This window comes from Enterobacter sp. CPE_E863 (genome assembly GCF_046521465.1).
In the GTDB taxonomy this organism is placed as follows: domain Bacteria; phylum Pseudomonadota; class Gammaproteobacteria; order Enterobacterales; family Enterobacteriaceae; genus Enterobacter; species Enterobacter adelaidei.
Map to the genome: position 1 here is coordinate 1,469,287 of NZ_JBKFZX010000001.1, position 14,557 is coordinate 1,483,843.

The following is a 14,557-nucleotide window of genomic DNA, read 5'->3' on the forward strand; positions in this document are numbered from 1 at the left end:
CGACATACAGGTTTCACGACTCCTGATGCACGACCTCGCACTGCGGTGCAGTCGCTTTCCGGCGGCTCAGCAGGGCGTTAAGCAGAATCGCGCCAAAGGTTGCCGTACCAATTCCGCCAATCGTAAACCCGCCCAGCGTCAGGGCAAAATCGCCCGCGCCCAGTACCAGCGTGACCGCCACCATAATCAGGTTGCTGTTCTGGCTGAGATCGACGCGATGCTGTACCCAGATACGCGCGCCGGCCACAGCGATAAGCCCAAACACCACAATGGATGCCCCGCCAATCACCGGCGACGGAATGGTATGGATCAAAGCCCCGAATTTCGGTGAGAAACCGAGCAGCATGGCCATCACCGCTGCCGCCACAAAGACCAGTGTCGAATAGACTTTAGTCACCGCCATCACGCCGATATTCTCGGCATAGGTGGTCACGCCACTGCCGCCCACCGAGCCGGAGAGCATAGTCGCCAGCCCGTCACCGACAAATGCGCGGCCCATATACGGGTCCATACTGCGCCCGGTCATCCCCGCCACTGCTTTCAGGTGGCCTAAGTTCTCTGCCACCAGGATCACCGCCACGGGCGCGATGAGCATCATCGCCTGGGTGTTAAAGGTGGGAGAGGTGATCTGCGGCATGCCGAACCAGGCAGCCTGATGAAGCTGGGTAAAATCGACCGGTTTGCCAAGGCCAAAAACGTTCGCCAGCAGGGCATAGACCAGGCAGGCGACAATCAGCCCGACCAGAATCAGCAGCCGCTGGATCATCCCCCGGGTGAACACCGCTACCAGACCGATACAGAGCACGGTGATCACCGCCATCCAGCTTTCAAACGGCGAGCCGGAAACACTTCTGACCGCAATTGGCGCGAGGTTCAGACCAATCGCCATCACTACCGCCCCGGTCACAACCGGAGGCATCATGCGTTCGATCCAGCGTGTTCCGATCTTCATCACCACCAGACCGATCAGGGTGTAGACCAGACCGCAGGCGATGATGCCGCCGAGGGCCACGCTCAGGTTAGGGTTGATCCCCTGGCCGTTAAATCCGGTAGTGGCGATGAGCACCCCCACAAAAGCGGCGCTAGAGCCCAGATAGCTGGGGACGCGCCCGCCGGTGACAAAAAAGAACAACAGCGTACCGATACCTGACATCAAAATGGAGAGATTGGGGTCAAGCCCCATTAGCATCGGCATCAGCACCGTGGCGCCAAACATCGCGACCGCGTGCTGGACGCCCATCACCAGGGTTTGCCCGAGAGGGAGCCTTTCATCCGGCGCGACCACGCCAGGTTCTGTGGAGGTCGATTTCAACTGCCAGTGGGGAAATCCGAACATTGCCATGAGCTATCTCCTTAAGGAGGGTTAACAGGCGGGTCGCATAAGCGCGTGGTAGCCGCGGTCGAACCACACCAGCCCTTGCGGTGCGGGGTGGCGAATAATCGAAACAATGTCGCAAAACAGGATGTCGTGGGTACCCACGCTGACCACCTGGCTGATACGGCAGTCAAACGAGGCCAGCGCCGCTTCCAGACGCGGACAACCCGTGTCGCCCGTCTGCCAGCGGGCGGCGGCAAAACGTTCCTCCATGGGGGTTTTACCACCAAACAGGTTGGATAGCGGCTCTTGCCCGGCGCTCAGGGTATTCACGCAAAGCGTGCGGTTTGCGCTAAAGGTCGGCCAGACCGATGCGCCACGGTTCAGGCACACCAGCAAAGTGGGCGGTGAATCCGTGACGCTGCACACGGCGCTGGCGGTGAAGCCTGCCATCCCCGCCGGGCCGTCGGTGGTGATGATGTTGACCGCCGCGCCAACGCAGGCCATGGCGTCGCGAAAGGTCTGTTTATCCGGTGTTGTCATCATCTCTCCTTACGCCAGCCCGCAGGCATCGTCGAAGTCCAGGCGCGGCAGGCGTCCGTAAAGTTTGTTCGTATCACCATAGCCAATGTTGATCAGCAGATTGCTTTTAAGCGTTGTGCCGGTGAAAAAGGCCTCATCGACTTTTTGTCGGTCAAAGCCGGACATTGGGCCGGTATCCAGCCCCAGGGCACGACAGGCAAAAATAAGGTATGCGGCCTGCATTGAGCTGTTGCGAAAGGCGGTCTCTTCGGCAAGTGCCGGGCTTGAGGTAAACCAGCTTCTGGCATCGCCATGCGGGAACAGTTCGGGCAGGCGCTCGTAGAATTCCCCGTCCCAGGCCACAATGGCTGTAACCGGGGCGGTGAGGGTTTTCTCCAGGTTGCCGCTGGAGAGGGCCGGGCGCAGCTTCTCTTTTCCCTCTGCACTTCTTACAAACACAATCCGCGCCGGGGAGCAATTGGCGGACGTGGGTCCCCATTTCATCAGGTTGTAGATCTCGCGCAGCGTCTCGTCGCTGACCGGAATGTCCTGCCAGCCGTTGTGAGTGCGCGCGCCAGTAAATAACGTCTCCAGCGCGGTGGGGTTAATGGCTTCGCTCATCAAAACTCCTTATAAAGCGGGTTCAGGGCTGTGCAGCAGGCTGGCAAGCCCGTTCAGCAGCAGGGTGTTAAAGATGTCAGGTTCGGTGACGTTGCAGGCATGGCCGCCCTGGCGCATCACCGCCTTGTGGCTGTGTGGGATCGCTACCTGCAGTTCCGTGGAGCACACCGAGGGCACCAGCATGTCGTCAACGGAACAGATAATGTGTACCGGGCAGCGAATGCGTGCGGCGTGGCGGCTGAAGTCGGCCTTTTTCAGTGCGTCCAGCCTGCGCAACAGGTTGGCTTTACCCTGAAAGTGGGCCAGCGCCAGAGCGTCTTCTGCCTCAAGACGCGGCGCGCGGGCGGCCATCCAGTCAGCCGGGTAGAGGAACAGCGGCTGTGCCTCTACCCACGCCTGCGCACCACCCGCATGCAGCAGACGCTCGCGGATCTGAAAGCAGCGGCGGGTATGGGCGTTCAGGGTCAGCCAGCCGTTGACGCACACCAGCGCAGTCAACGATTCTGGTTTATCGAGCGCCAGCTGCAGACCCACCAGCGCTCCCAGCGCATGGCCCACCACGCAGTAGCGCGTGATCCCGGCATCATTCAGCGCCTGCGCCAGCTCGTCGGCCATCTCAGCAAGGCTATAACCTTCCGGCAGGGTGGTGGGATTATTGCCCGTACCGCGCTGGTCATAGCACACCACCTGATACTCCTTCTCCAGTGTGGCCAACTGGGGCAGCCAGTAGCTGCCGCTGCCGCCGAGTCCGGCAATCAGCACCACCACGGGTGCCCCCTCATACGGGGGCTGTGAGACAGAGAGTTTCATGGCGGCCTCACTTCGCGATGTGTGCAACGGACGCAATCTCAACGAGCGCCTCCGGCTTCACCAGCCCGCACTGAATGCAGAACCGGGCCGGTTTATCACCGGGGAAGAACTCCGCGTAGATTTCGTTAATCGCGGCGTAGTTTTTCCAGTCGGTGATAAAGATGCTGTTGAAGGTCACATCCTCCATGGTGCCACCCGCTGTTTCGATCACATTTTTGATCGTCTCCAGCACGTGGCGCGTTTGCGCCTTTGGGTCGTTGATAAACACCACGTTATTGTCTTTATCAAATGGCAGCGTGCCGGAGACATACACCACGCCATCGGCAAGGGTGCCGGGAACAAACGGAGCAATCGGCGTGCTGGTGCCAGCGGGGATGATTACGGATTTCGGCATCATGTGTCTCCTCAGGCAATACGGGCGAGTGGGGGATTCAGGGCGTCGCAGAAATCAGCCACATTACTCACCCAGCCAAAAAAGGTTTCGATATTGAACAGAGCCGCTTTCTGGGCGAATTCTGGCCCGGCCTGATGCGTCGCGTCTTCCAGCACGACACCGAAATACTCAAGGAAAAAGCCGTCACGCAGCGTGGATTCCACACATACGTTGGTGGCAATACCGGTGAAGACCAGGTGACGAATACCCCGGCTGCGCAGCAGGCTGTCGAGTGGGGTGTTGAAAAAGCCGCTGTAGCGCGGTTTGGGCAGCACGATATCGCCTGGCTCAGGAACCAGTTCATCCACCAGCTGGTAATCCCATCCGCCTTTTGCCAGCAGCTTGCCCTGTAACTCGGGTTGTTTGCGCATGGTTTTCAGGGCGTTCGATTTGTGGAAGTTGGGCGAGCCAGGGCCTCCAGCCTCCACGTATTGATCGTCCCAGCCGTTCTGAAACCAGATGATGAGCATCCCGGCGGCGCGGGCGGCGGCTACGGCAGTTTTAATGTTCTCAATCACCGGTTTAGTAGCGGAAACGTCGAACCCCGCCAAATCCAGATAGCCGCCCTGACTGGCGTAGGCGTTTTGCATATCCACCACAATCAGGGCGCTCTGCTGTGCATCAAACGTGATGGTTTCCGGACGTGCAGCAAGTGTTGTCATTACGCGACCTCCTTTGTGATAGCGGGAATATGGGCGCGGCACTGCATCAGCGGCTGGATGCGCTCGCCGAAGGTTTCCACGCCGGTGAGGAAATCATCGAAGGTCAGCAGGACGCCTTCAGCGCCAGGCACTGCGGCCACTTCATCCAGCATTCTGGCGACGCTGGCGTACGAGCCAACCAGCGTACCCATATTGATATTGACGGCGGAGGTCGGGTCGGCCATCTGGCGCACGTTGGTATCTGAGCCGGAACGGGTATCCTTCTGGCTCTGTTCGGTGAGCCAGCTTAGCGCCTCCTCGTCTGCGCCATCTTTGTAACGCTCCCATCTGGCGCGAGCGGCGTCGTCGGTCTCGTCGGCAATCACCATAAACAGCACGTAGGAACCTACGTCGCGCCCGGTTTTGTCGGCGGCCTCTTTCATCCGTGCGGCGGTCGGGGCGAAGGCGGCAGGCGTGTTTACGCCTTTTCCGAAGCAGAAGTTGAAGTCAGCGTATTTAGCAGAGAATTCCATCCCCGCGTCGCTCTGTCCGGCGCAAATGACTTTCATAGGGACAGAAGGCTGCGGGCTGACGCGACAGTCATTCATGGTGAAGAAGTCACCTTTGAAATCGCTTTTGCCGGTGCCCCACAGATCGCGCAGCACCTGCACATACTCGGTGAGGTAGTCGTAGCGGCGAGAGAAGTAATCGTCACCCGGCCAGAGTCCCATCTGTTCATACTCTGGTTTTTGCCAGCCGGTCACCAGATTGACGCCAAAGCGCCCGCCGGAGATGGAGTCGATGGTGGAGGCCATACGCGCCACAATTGCAGGTGGCAGAGTGAGGGTGGCGGCGGTGGCGTAGATCTGAATACGCGAGGTTACCGCGGCCAGCCCGGCCATCAGAGTGAAGGACTCCAGGTTGTGATCCCAGAATTCGGTTTTGCCGCCAAAGCCGCGCAGCTTGATCATCGAAAGCGCAAAATCGAAATGGTAGTGCTCCGCTTTCTGCACGATGGCTTTATTCAGCTCGAAGGTCGGCATGTATTGCGGTGCGGTGGTCGAGATAAGCCAGCCGTTGTTGCCGATAGGGACGAATACGCCAATTTTCATCACGAACCTCTCTTCATTACGTCGCAGGTGTAACGGTGTTTTTGCAAAGGCAGTGCCAGTTTTGAAAATGGCAGTGTTATTAATGTGTTAACCAGAAGTTGGTGGTTTGATGCGATAAAATGTGGACTAAATGGTCAAAAACATTGCACAGAAAACAGGCACTCATGCGCGATCGGAGTGCAGAATGTCGTGGCGAGACAGGGGTTTTGCTATGCTGAGGGCAATGCAGAAAATGGAGAGCAGGAATGACACAAGGCGCAGTGAAAACACCCGGTAAACGTTCGCAGGCCGTGAGCGCCAAGAAGCAGGCGATCCTCAGCGCGGCGCTGGAGACTTTTTCACAGTTTGGTATTCACGGCACGCGCCTGGAGCAGGTGGCGGAGCAGTCCGGGGTGTCCAAAACCAATCTGCTCTACTACTATCCGTCGAAAGAGGCGCTCTATGTGGCGGTGATGCAGCAGATCCTTGATATCTGGTTGGCACCCCTCAAAGCATTCCGTGAAGAGCTGGCTCCGCTGGTGGCTATTAAGGAGTACATCCGCCTGAAACTTGAGGTGTCGCGTGATTACCCGCAGGCATCAAGGCTGTTCTGTCTGGAGATGCTGCAGGGCGCGCCGCTGTTGCAGGCGGAACTGACGGGGGATTTAAAGCAGCTGGTTGATGATAAATCGGCCATTATTGCCGGATGGGTCGCCAGCGGGAAACTGGCACCGGTCGATCCGCATCATCTGATCTTTATGATTTGGGCCTCCACTCAGCATTACGCTGACTTTGCGGCCCAGGTTGAGGCGGTGACCGGAAAAACGCTCCAGGATGAGGCGTTTTTCCAGAGCACGCTGGAAAATGTGCAGCAGATGATCATTGAAGGGATCCGCGTGCGTTAGTTTCCCGGCGGGAGAGGGCAGCTTAAGTCGCCCTCTTCACACTGCATCAGCGAGGCCAGAAACGCTTCACGCTCCACGGTTTTTTCCGCCAGACACTGATTAACGATCATGGGCTGAACGCTGCCTCCTTCTGTACCCGAACCGATAAATGTGCAGTCCGCATCGCGCAGGGCAATCCAGGCCTGCTGCGCCTTTTTCAGCAGATCTCGCTGGGGGGCTGCCGCGCGTTTGATGACGGCCTGGTACGTCTGGTTGAGTTTTTTATCGGCAGCCTGATACTGCTGCGCGCTACAGGTGTTTAGTTCAAGCTGAGTGGTCGCTTTGTCGCACTCATCGGCCAATGCGCTGGCGCTCATCAGCATTACTGCGCCCGCAATAAGAATTCGTTTCATACACTCCCCAATAAAATAAGGCTCCGTCTCCGGAGCCTTATTAGCACAGCGTTAGCCGATTGTCATCAGGCTGGCGTTACCCCCTGCGGCGGCGGTGTTGACGCTGAGTGAGCGCTCAACGTACAGACGCTCCAGCAACAGGTTGGTTTCACCGCGAGCGAAGCCCTGCACCGAAACAATCGCCCCGCTGCGGGCTGCAACCTGCTCGCACAGTTCACGGAGCTGGTCAGAATCACCGTGGTAGATAACGGCGTCAAACGGCTGCGTCAGCAATGCATCCGCTTTCGCGAAGTGAATGCGGGACGAGACTGCTTTCGGCAGCTGTTTAGCCAGGTCACGATGCAGTGCATCTTCCGGCCACAGCACTTCACAACCGGTCGCCGCGGCAGCAGCCAGCTGCACCAGCGCATCCTGCTCGTTATCCGCCACGCACAGCACGCGCTCACGCGGCATCAGCGTCCAGGTGTTGCGCTCGCCGGTTGGACCCGGCAGCAGACGCTGCGTACCTGCCTGCGCCAGCTCGCCATACTGCTGCGCGAGAGCACGCAGTTCAGGACGTTTTTCCGCCCACGTGATAAGCGCTTCCAGCGGCTGCGTCAGCACGGTTTTCAGCTGCGCATCCACCGGATAGTCTGCGTCCTGACGTGCCAGGGTGACGCCCAGCGCGTTCTCCGGACGGTTCGCCAGCAGACGGTACAGATAGAGCGGACCACCCGCTTTTGGACCCGTACCGGACAAGCCTTCGCCGCCGAACGGCTGCACGCCCACGACCGCGCCAACCATGTTACGGTTCACGTACAGGTTGCCCACTTTGGCGCTACCGGTCACCTGGGCGATGGTTTCGTCAATACGGGTATGGACACCCAGCGTCAGGCCATAGCCGGAATCGTTGATCTGCTCAATCAGCGCGTTAAGGTTGTTACGGTTGTAGCGCACCACGTGGAGCACCGGACCGAAGACCTCTTTTTTCAGTTCGTCGAAGCTCGCCAGTTCAATCAGCGTTGGCGGCACAAAGGTACCGGTGCGCCATTCGCGGGCATCTTCGCTGGTTTCACGTACGGCCTGGAACACCGGACGGCCTTTGGCACGCATGGTCTGAATGTGGTTTTCGATGTTGGCTTTGGCTTCTGCGTCGATCACCGGGCCGATATCGGTGGTGAGACGGCCCGGATTGCCCATACGGCATTCGGACATTGCACCGCGCAGCATCTTCAGCGTGTGGTCGGCCACGTCATCCTGCAGGCACAGCACGCGCAGGGCGGAGCAGCGCTGGCCGGCGCTGTCGAAGGCGGAAGCCAGAACGTCAACCACCACCTGCTCGGTGAGCGCGGAGGAGTCAACGATCATGGCGTTCATGCCGCCGGTTTCCGCGATGAGCGGCGTCGGACGACCCTGCGCGTCAAGACGGGTGGCGATGTTGCGCTGCAGCAGGGAGGCCACTTCGGTCGAGCCGGTGAACATCACGCCGCGCACGCGGTTATCGGCGGTGAGCTTCGCACCGACCGTTTCACCACGGCCAGGCAGCAGCTGAACCACGCCCGCCGGAACGCCGGCTTCCAGAAGAATGTTGATGCCCTGGGCGGCAATCAGCGGGGTTTGTTCTGCCGGTTTTGCCAGCACGCTGTTACCCGCCGCAAGCGCCGCGGCAATCTGGCCGGTGAAGATCGCCAGTGGGAAGTTCCACGGGCTAATACACACGACCGGGCCAAGCGGACGGTGGGTTTCATTATCGAAATCATCACGCACCTGGCCGGCGTAGTAGTGCAGGAAGTCGACGGCCTCGCGCACTTCGGCAATGGCGTTGCTGAAGGTTTTACCCGCTTCGCGCACCAGAATGCCGATGAGCTGTTGCATCTGATCTTCCATCAGCACCGCAGCACGTTCGAGAATGGCGGCACGTTCCTCAGGAGGGGTGGCGAACCAGATAGGGGCGTTATTCACTGCGCTGTCCAGCGCCTGATCCACTTCCGCGTCAGTCGCTTCACGCACGTAGCCGACGATATCTTTTGGCTCCGCCGGGTTAATCACTGGCTGCATTTCTCCATCAGCGACAGGTTGCTCCAGCATTGGTTTAGCCTGCCATTTCTGCAGCGCGCTGTTGAGCAGGGCAGAGGAGAGGGACGCCAGACGGTGTTCGTTGGCGAGATCCAGACCTGCCGAGTTCACGCGGCCTTTGCCGTACAACTCGCGCGGCAGGGCAATCTTCGGATGCGGCAGGCCAATCTGGCCTTCCTGCGCAGCCATCTTCTCCACCGCCTGTACCGGGTCGGCCACCAGCTCGTCCAGCGGCAGGGTGGTATCGGCGATGCGGTTAACGAAGGAGGTGTTCGCGCCGTTTTCCAGCAGACGACGCACCAGGTACGCCAGCAGGGTTTCGTGGGTGCCCACCGGGGCATAGATACGGCACGGACGGTTCAACTTGCCGTCCGCCACTTTACCGGTGACCTGCTCGTACAGCGGTTCACCCATGCCGTGCAGGCACTGGAATTCATACTGGCCCGGGTAGTAGTTCTGTCCGGCCAGGCTGTAGATCGCCGCCAGGGTGTGGGCATTGTGGGTAGCGAACTGCGGATAGATCAGGTTCGGCACGCCGAGCAGCTTTTTCGCACAGGCGAGATAAGAGACGTCGGTGTACACCTTGCGGGTATAGACCGGATAGCCTTCCAGACCGTCCATCTGGGCGCGTTTGATTTCGCTGTCCCAGTAGGCGCCTTTCACAAGACGGATCATCAGGCGGCGACGGCTGCGGCTTGCCAGGTCAATCAGATAATCAATGACGAACGGACAGCGCTTCTGGTAGGCCTGAATAACGAAACCAATCCCGTTCCAGCCCGCCAGCTCTGGCTCGAAGCACAGTTTTTCCAGCAGATCGAGAGAGATCTCCAGACGGTCGGCCTCTTCGGCATCGATGTTAATACCAATATCATACTGGCGCGCCAGCAGGGTCAGCGATTTCAGTCGTGGGTAGAGTTCTTCCATCACCCGGTCGTACTGCGCGCGGCTGTAGCGCGGGTGCAGCGCGGACAGCTTAATGGAGATGCCCGGGCCTTCATAAATCCCGCGACCGTTTGACGCTTTACCAATGGCGTGGATCGCCTGCTGGTAAGAAACCATATAGGCCTGCGCGTCGGCGGCGGTCAGCGCTGCTTCACCCAGCATGTCGTACGAGTAGCGGAAACCTTTATCTTCCAGCTTGCGGGCGTTTGCCAGCGCTTCGGCAATGGTTTCACCCGTGACAAACTGCTCTCCCATCAGGCGCATCGCCATATCCACGCCCTTGCGGATCAGCGGTTCGCCGCTCTTGCCGATGATGCGGTTCAGGGAACGGGAGAGGTTGGCTTCGTTATGGGTCGAGACCAGCTTGCCGGTAAACAGCAGACCCCAGGTGGCGGCGTTAACGAACAGCGACGGGCTGCGGCCAATGTGTGACTGCCAGTTACCGTTGCTGATCTTGTCGCGGATCAGCGCGTCACGGGTGGCTTTATCCGGAATACGCAGCAGCGCTTCCGCGAGGCACATCAGCGCCACGCCTTCCTGTGACGAGAGGGAAAATTCCTGCAGCAGACCCTGAACCATTCCGGCGCGGCCGGTGGCGGTTTTCTGGTTACGCAGCTTGTCGGCTAATTGATATGCCAGGCTGTGTGCCTGCGCGGCAATCGCTTCCGGCAGGCGGGCCTGCTCCAGCAGCATCGGAACGGCGTCGGTTTCGGCACGGCGCCAGGCGCCGGTGATGGCGGCACGGCTGACGGATTGCGGCAGGATCTGCTCGGCAAATTCAAGGAACGGCTGATGACTGTCTTCGCCCGCGATCGGGGCTTCCTCACTTTCATTCGCCGCGCCAGCCAGCAGGGCAGGCAGCTCTGGCAGACCGTCTTCACTCTCCAGTCTTTCCAGATAGTTAAAAATTGCCTGCTTGATTAGCCAGTGTGGTGTGCGGTCAATGCGGGTGGCTGCGGACTTAATCCGTTCGCGCGTTGCGTCATCCAGCTTAACCCCCATGGTGGTCATACCCATGCCAAAACTCCTGTTGTTCTTTAATAGTGTTCTGTCGTTAGCGTGAAATATCCACCATGTTGCAACTTTGTGCAACCGTGTTAAATGTGACCTGGTTTGCAACCCAGAAAATGAATGGATTGTTAATGAATGGTTAGCTGGAAAAAAGAGCTGGCTTCTGCATCGCAGGCCTGTTTTTATGCGGCGCTTAACATTTTTAAAAGGTGCAACCCGTATAAGTGTGAGCGAGTGCAACCTATAGGAAAGTTGTATCAAGCCAGGGATGAATTTGATGTAAATGCAGTGTTAAATCGTTTGTCAGCGGGGTGCGCATACGGCAGGATAGCGCGCCCAACGGAAACACAAGATACATTCACCACGTTCCGGTGATCATATAACAAGGCAGCCCGGACGGTTGTCGCTCGACTTTTTGGAGAATTTGAATGGCTATTAGCACACCGATGCTGGTGACATTTCTCGTTTATATTTTTGGCATGATCCTTATAGGGTTTTTGGCATGGCGTTCAACAAAGAACTTTGACGACTACATTCTGGGCGGACGTAGTTTAGGCCCGATGGTGACCGCGTTATCTGCGGGGGCATCAGACATGAGCGGCTGGCTGCTGATGGGGTTACCAGGCGCGATTTTCATCTCCGGTATTTCAGAAAGCTGGATTGCCATCGGCCTGACTGTCGGGGCATGGATCAACTGGAAACTGGTGGCAGGCCGTCTGCGTGTGCATACCGAGGCCAATAATAACGCCCTGACGCTGCCGGATTACTTCACCGGACGCTTTGAAGATAACAGCCGCATCCTGCGCATTATCTCTGCGGTGGTTATTCTGCTGTTCTTCACCATCTACTGTGCCTCCGGCATTGTGGCGGGCGCGCGTCTGTTCGAAAGCACCTTCGGCATGAGCTACGAAACCGCCCTCTGGGCCGGTGCTGCGGCGACCATCCTGTATACCTTCGTGGGCGGTTTCCTGGCCGTAAGCTGGACAGACACCGTGCAGGCGAGCCTGATGATCTTCGCCCTGATCCTGACCCCGGTGATTGTGATTTTCACCGTTGGCGGCTTTGCCGATTCGCTGGAAGTGATCAAACAGAAGAGCATTGAAAACGTCGACATGCTGAAAGGGCTGAACTTCGTTGCCATCGTGTCGCTGATGGGCTGGGGTCTGGGTTACTTCGGTCAGCCGCATATTCTGGCGCGCTTTATGGCCGCGGACTCTCACCACACCATCGTGCATGCGCGTCGTATCAGTATGACGTGGATGATCCTGTGTCTGGCGGGTGCGTGTGCGGTAGGTTTCTTTGGTATCGCGTACTTCAACAATAACCCGGCACAGGCGGGCGCGGTGAACCAGAACGCCGAACGTGTGTTTATCGAGCTGGCGCAGATTCTGTTTAACCCGTGGATTGCCGGTATTCTGCTCTCCGCGATCCTGGCGGCGGTGATGTCTACCCTGAGCTGTCAGCTGCTGGTCTGCTCCAGTGCCATCACCGAAGACCTGTACAAAGCTTTCCTGCGCAAAGGTGCAAGCCAGAAAGAGCTGGTGTGGGTAGGGCGCTTTATGGTTCTGCTGGTGGCGCTGGTGGCGATTGCACTGGCGGCCAACCCGGAAAACCGCGTGCTGGGCCTCGTGAGCTACGCATGGGCGGGCTTTGGTGCGGCATTTGGTCCGGTCGTGCTGTTCTCCGTCATGTGGTCACGTATGACCCGTAACGGCGCGCTGGCGGGAATGATTATCGGTGCGCTGACCGTTATCGTCTGGAAACAGTTCGCGTGGCTGGGCCTGTATGAAATCATTCCGGGCTTCATTTTCGGTAGCATTGGTATTGTGGTCTTCAGCCTGCTGGGTAAAGCGCCGTCAGCCTCCATGCAGAAACGCTTTGCTGAAGCAGATGCGCATTACCGCTCTGCACCACCGACGAAGCTGCAGCCGGAATAATTTTTTCCTCGGAACACTGAAGGCCGGGCAAGCGCTAGCGCTGCCCGGCTTTTTTCTTGCCAAAATCCGTAATTTCCTGTGATATCCATGTGCTTATAACAATGAGGATAGCGAAGCATGACAATCAAAACAGGGGTAATGGCAGCGGCATTACTGATGCTGGCTGGCTGCACTGCGCCATCGCAACACGCGGCGGTAGAGACCTGCAAAGCGGATAACCAGATGCAGCAAACAACGCTCTATTTCGGACTGAACCGTCCGGCTGGGGCGCAGATCACCAGTAACGAGTGGCAGCAGTTTGTTGATCAGGACGTTACACCGCGTTTTCGTGACGGTCTGACGGTATTTGATGCGCGTGGGCAGTGGTTAGGGAACGACGGGAAAGTGGCGCGTGAACCGAGTAAAGCATTGATGCTGATCCACGGTAAAGATGCGCAGAGTGAAAAGAACATCGAAGCGTTACGCGGGATTTATAAATCCCGCTTCGCGCAGGAATCGGTGATGCGTGTCGACCAGCCGGTTTGCGTGCAGTTTTAATCGCAACGGCGGGATATCCCGCCGTTCTCATTTACAACACTAAACCCGCAAAACTCGCTGACAGCAGACTCACCAGCGTCGCGCCATACACCAGACGCAAACCAAAACGTGACACCACGTTCCCCTGCTGCTCGTTCAGGCCTTTAATCGCCCCGGCCACAATGCCGATGGATGCAAAGTTCGCGAACGACACCAGGAAGATGGACAAAATACCCAGCCCGCGCGGTGACATCGCATGAGCGATTTTTTGCAGCTCAATCATCGCCACAAATTCATTCGCCACCAGTTTGGTTGCCATAATACTGCCCGCATTTAAGGCATCGCTCAGAGGAATGCCCACCAGCCACGCCAGGGGATAAAATACATAACCCAGGATTTGCTGGAAGCTCATGCCAAACAGGCTGGAGAAGAGGGCGTTAACGGCGCTAATAAGGGCAATAAAGCCAATCAGCATCGCCAGAATAATCATCGCCACTTTAAAACCGGCCAGAATATACTCGCCGAGCATTTCGAAGAAGCTCTGGGATTCATGCAGTTTTTCAAGTTTGATATCCGGCTCCGCTTCCGGGCGCGCCGGGTTGATGACGGAGAGAATAATAAAAGTGCTGAACATGTTCAGAATCAGCGCCGCCACCACAAATTTGGCATCGAGCATGGTCATATAGGCGCCAACAATCGACAAAGAGACCGTCGACATGGCTGTAGCCGCCATCGTGAAGAGACGACGTGAGGAGAGATCGCCCAGCACGCCTTTGTAGGCAATGAAGTTTTCAGACTGGCCGAGGATCAATGAACTCACCGCATTAAAGGATTCCAGCTTGCCCATACCGTTCAGTTTTGACAGCAGCGTGCCGATCACCCGAATAAATATCGGCAGAATTCGCCAGTGTTGCAGAATACCGATCAGCGCGGAAATAAAAATAATCGGGCAAAGTACGCCGAGGAAAATGAACGCCAGCCCTTTTTCACCCATTCCGCCAAAGACAAAATTGGTGCCTTCGGCAGCAAATTTCAGCAGTGATTCAAAGAACCCTGAGACGTATTTAATCAGGAATAACCCGCTTTCGGCGTGCAGGAAAAAGAACGCCAGAGCAATCTCAATGACAATCAGCTGTAAAACAAAACGAATGCGAACTTTTCGGCGGTCGAAACTCACCAGCCAGGCCAGCGCAAGAATAATCACCAGCGCCAGCAGGAAATGGACAATCTTAAACATAATTAATTTTCACCAGGTGTTTGAGGCAGGTATTTAGCCACAGCCCTGATTAACCGTAAATGGGCATTTTCGTTATAACTTATAAACTTAACGATAACGACGGCAACTATTACCAGACTTTGCGTTTAC

Annotated in this window: 13 protein-coding genes; 3 read left to right on the forward strand and 10 right to left on the reverse strand. The window is 57.5% G+C overall.

The features are described 5' to 3' along the window. Positions 1-13 precede the first annotated feature (13 nt). From rutG to rutA, 7 genes are read right to left on the reverse strand one after another with little or no spacing between them, the layout of a single operon-like run. Positions 14-1,342 carry a pyrimidine utilization transport protein G gene (gene rutG, locus ACLHV8_RS07100; protein ID WP_208594900.1) on the reverse strand — a complete coding sequence of 443 codons (1,329 nt, stop codon included), beginning with the start codon at positions 1,340-1,342 and terminating at the stop codon, positions 14-16. 21 nt (positions 1,343-1,363) lie between these two features. Then, positions 1,364-1,858 carry an NADH-dependent FMN reductase RutF gene (gene rutF, locus ACLHV8_RS07105; protein WP_208594899.1) on the reverse strand — a complete coding sequence of 165 codons (495 nt, stop codon included), beginning with the start codon at positions 1,856-1,858 and terminating at the stop codon, positions 1,364-1,366. A 9-nt stretch (positions 1,859-1,867) separates the two neighbouring features. Continuing rightward, positions 1,868-2,458 (reverse strand): malonic semialdehyde reductase, encoded by a 591-nt coding sequence (locus ACLHV8_RS07110; protein ID WP_028019117.1) that lies wholly within the window; start codon positions 2,456-2,458, stop codon positions 1,868-1,870. Positions 2,459-2,467: 9 nt separating this feature from the next. Then, positions 2,468-3,268, reverse strand: coding sequence for a pyrimidine utilization protein D (gene rutD / locus ACLHV8_RS07115; protein ID WP_208594898.1), 801 nt, complete (start codon positions 3,266-3,268; stop codon positions 2,468-2,470). A gap of 7 nt (positions 3,269-3,275) precedes the next feature. Continuing rightward, positions 3,276-3,662 carry a pyrimidine utilization protein C gene (gene rutC / locus ACLHV8_RS07120; RefSeq protein ID WP_028019115.1) on the reverse strand — a complete coding sequence of 129 codons (387 nt, stop codon included), beginning with the start codon at positions 3,660-3,662 and terminating at the stop codon, positions 3,276-3,278. An 11-nt stretch (positions 3,663-3,673) separates the two neighbouring features. Next, positions 3,674-4,363 carry a pyrimidine utilization protein B gene (gene rutB / locus ACLHV8_RS07125; RefSeq protein ID WP_108090252.1) on the reverse strand — a complete coding sequence of 230 codons (690 nt, stop codon included), beginning with the start codon at positions 4,361-4,363 and terminating at the stop codon, positions 3,674-3,676. Further along, positions 4,363-5,454, reverse strand: a complete 1,092-nt coding sequence (gene rutA / locus ACLHV8_RS07130) for a pyrimidine utilization protein A (protein WP_028019113.1) — start codon at positions 5,452-5,454, stop codon at positions 4,363-4,365. The genes rutB and rutA overlap by 1 nt, the downstream gene beginning before the upstream one ends. Positions 5,455-5,699: 245 nt before the next feature. Here rutA and rutR point away from each other — a divergent pair, with 245 nt between their 5' ends. Further along, complete coding sequence (gene rutR / locus ACLHV8_RS07135; RefSeq protein WP_028019111.1) at positions 5,700-6,338, forward strand: HTH-type transcriptional regulator RutR; 639 nt, start codon at positions 5,700-5,702, stop codon at positions 6,336-6,338. Here the strand turns inward: rutR and ACLHV8_RS07140 are convergent. Both ACLHV8_RS07140 and putA read right to left on the reverse strand, forming a co-directional pair. Next, positions 6,335-6,730 carry a lysozyme inhibitor LprI family protein gene (locus tag ACLHV8_RS07140; protein ID WP_208594896.1) on the reverse strand — a complete coding sequence of 132 codons (396 nt, stop codon included), beginning with the start codon at positions 6,728-6,730 and terminating at the stop codon, positions 6,335-6,337. The genes rutR and ACLHV8_RS07140 overlap by 4 nt on opposite strands. Positions 6,731-6,781: 51 nt before the next feature. Next, positions 6,782-10,744 carry a trifunctional transcriptional regulator/proline dehydrogenase/L-glutamate gamma-semialdehyde dehydrogenase gene (gene putA, locus ACLHV8_RS07145; RefSeq protein WP_208594895.1) on the reverse strand — a complete coding sequence of 1,321 codons (3,963 nt, stop codon included), beginning with the start codon at positions 10,742-10,744 and terminating at the stop codon, positions 6,782-6,784. Positions 10,745-11,166: 422 nt separating this feature from the next. On the opposite strand from putA, the gene putP reads away from it, so the two are divergent. Next, positions 11,167-12,675 (forward strand): sodium/proline symporter PutP, encoded by a 1,509-nt coding sequence (gene putP, locus ACLHV8_RS07150; protein ID WP_028019108.1) that lies wholly within the window; start codon positions 11,167-11,169, stop codon positions 12,673-12,675. Positions 12,676-12,792: 117 nt separating this feature from the next. Beyond that, entirely contained in the window at positions 12,793-13,212 is a 420-nt protein-coding gene (locus ACLHV8_RS07155; protein ID WP_028019107.1) for a DUF3574 domain-containing protein, read from the forward strand. A gap of 31 nt (positions 13,213-13,243) precedes the next feature. Here ACLHV8_RS07155 and ACLHV8_RS07160 read toward each other — a convergent pair whose 3' ends face one another. Continuing rightward, positions 13,244-14,428, reverse strand: coding sequence for a NupC/NupG family nucleoside CNT transporter (locus ACLHV8_RS07160; protein WP_049008453.1), 1,185 nt, complete (start codon positions 14,426-14,428; stop codon positions 13,244-13,246). Between the last annotated feature and the right edge of the window lie 129 nt (positions 14,429-14,557).

Coding starts and splice junctions, on each gene's coding strand:
- ACLHV8_RS07110 (WP_028019117.1), bottom strand. CDS start 2,458: ATGAGCGAAGCCATTAACCCCACCGCGCTGGAGACGTTATTTACTGGC.
- rutA (WP_028019113.1), bottom strand. CDS start 5,454: ATGAAAATTGGCGTATTCGTCCCTATCGGCAACAACGGCTGGCTTATC.
- rutC (WP_028019115.1), bottom strand. CDS start 3,662: ATGCCGAAATCCGTAATCATCCCCGCTGGCACCAGCACGCCGATTGCT.
- ACLHV8_RS07140 (WP_208594896.1), bottom strand. CDS start 6,730: ATGAAACGAATTCTTATTGCGGGCGCAGTAATGCTGATGAGCGCCAGC.
- rutB (WP_108090252.1), bottom strand. CDS start 4,363: ATGACAACACTTGCTGCACGTCCGGAAACCATCACGTTTGATGCACAG.
- rutR (WP_028019111.1), top strand. CDS start 5,700: ATGACACAAGGCGCAGTGAAAACACCCGGTAAACGTTCGCAGGCCGTG.
- ACLHV8_RS07160 (WP_049008453.1), bottom strand. CDS start 14,428: ATGTTTAAGATTGTCCATTTCCTGCTGGCGCTGGTGATTATTCTTGCG.
- rutD (WP_208594898.1), bottom strand. CDS start 3,268: ATGAAACTCTCTGTCTCACAGCCCCCGTATGAGGGGGCACCCGTGGTG.
- putP (WP_028019108.1), top strand. CDS start 11,167: ATGGCTATTAGCACACCGATGCTGGTGACATTTCTCGTTTATATTTTT.
- rutF (WP_208594899.1), bottom strand. CDS start 1,858: ATGACAACACCGGATAAACAGACCTTTCGCGACGCCATGGCCTGCGTT.
- ACLHV8_RS07155 (WP_028019107.1), top strand. CDS start 12,793: ATGACAATCAAAACAGGGGTAATGGCAGCGGCATTACTGATGCTGGCT.
- putA (WP_208594895.1), bottom strand. CDS start 10,744: ATGGGTATGACCACCATGGGGGTTAAGCTGGATGACGCAACGCGCGAA.
- rutG (WP_208594900.1), bottom strand. CDS start 1,342: ATGGCAATGTTCGGATTTCCCCACTGGCAGTTGAAATCGACCTCCACA.